The 1,357-nt window shown below is 61.6% G+C and carries 2 protein-coding genes; one reads left to right on the forward strand and one right to left on the reverse strand.

What is annotated here, in order from left to right; all coding sequences use genetic code 11:
• Nucleotides 1-751 (forward strand): asparagine synthase-related protein (locus ACMO6A_RS10215; protein ID WP_418471198.1); only part of this gene is annotated, 751 nt, incomplete at its 5' end.
• A 310-nt stretch (nt 752-1,061) separates the two neighbouring features.
• Here the strand turns inward: ACMO6A_RS10215 and ACMO6A_RS10220 are convergent.
• Nucleotides 1,062-1,357, reverse strand: a 296-nt coding sequence (locus ACMO6A_RS10220) for a hypothetical protein (protein ID WP_418471199.1), incomplete at its 5' end; no start/stop codon positions are given.

Genomic DNA, 1,357 nt, shown 5'->3' on the forward strand with positions numbered 1-1,357 from the left:
CCCTCTGCGCGCCGCCGCGGGCGCCGTGGCCGAGAAGCTGCCGCCGTTCCACGGTCGTCGCTTCGCCATGCGCGGCTCGGGCGGGCCGGAAAAGAGCTACCAGCGAGCGAGCATGAACTACATGTGGGACGAGATCCCCAACGTGCTGAAAGACTACGACGGCCCCTGCAAGCCGTGGGAGTGGTGCAAGCCGCACTTCGACGAGGCCGCGAAGCAGAACCTGGACATCATCACGCAGACGCAGTACGTGGACATGGTCAGCTACATGCCGTTCGACATCTGCCTGAAGGCCGACAAGATGTCCATGTCGCAGTCGCTCGAGCTGCGCGTGCCCTTCCTCGACAAGAAGGTGCTCGACGTGGCGCTGCAGCTGCCCACGGCATGTCGCGTGGACGACGACCACGCGAAGTACGCGCTGCGCGTGGCCGCCAGCAAGCTGGGCTTCCAGAAGAAGGTGGCGAACATGCCAAAGCAGCCGTTCATCACGCCTTTGACCGTGTGGCTGCAGACCGACCTGTACTACGACCGCATCAAGCAAGCGTTCACGGGCGAGGCCGCGCACGAGTTCTTCAACGTGGACTACCTCGTGCAGATGCTCGACGACCACAAGTCGGCCGACTTCAGCACGGTCGAGGGTCGCGGCAAGCTCAAGATGATGCGCATCTGGAACATCTACTGCTTCCTGTGCTGGTACGAGGTGTTCTTCGGGAAATCGAGCGAGCAGCTGAAGCCGAAGACGCAGGTGGCGTAAAGCGACTGTGTTGGAGTGTGCGCGCCCGGCCGACCAGCCGGGCGCGTTGCGTTTCGGGGGCGGGCCGTCCGGCGCGCGCGAGGAAGATCGGTGTCCTGAGCGGGGTGCGTTCGAAATTTTGGCAAGATCACGTCCATATGCGAGCCTTTGCGCGCCTTCGGTCGGCCATGTCCGCCGGTGCGATTGTGAAACCGCAGGTCGGACGACTTCCGGACTGCTATATTCTTGAGTGAGGATAGCCATATCGGCCTGATCATACCAGGATTCCGCGGCGGCCATGTGCGCGCTGCTTGCCGTATCGGGCGGCTTGTCATCGGCCGAATTTGCACAAAAAGCGTCGACGTTCGATGTTGTGAACGCTCGCGCTTCTTCTTGCCCGCTTGTTCGTCGGCGTTTTCCCTGCACGTTGATTGCGGGGGAGGCTTTGGCTGGGGCGATGGTCGAGCAAAGCATCCAACGTCGGCGATTTTTGTTCAGGAGACGCCCTTTTCGTTGCAGTCATGATGACGGCAGGGCCTTCTTTGCGAAAAGCGGCGGCGGAGGATGCTGCAAATTCGACTGAGTGCGAATCAAAGGAGAACATGATCGATGCGGGAGGTTCGCACC

This window comes from Eggerthella sp. (assembly GCF_048329335.1).
GTDB classification, from domain to species: Bacteria; Actinomycetota; Coriobacteriia; order Coriobacteriales; family Eggerthellaceae; genus Eggerthella; species Eggerthella lenta.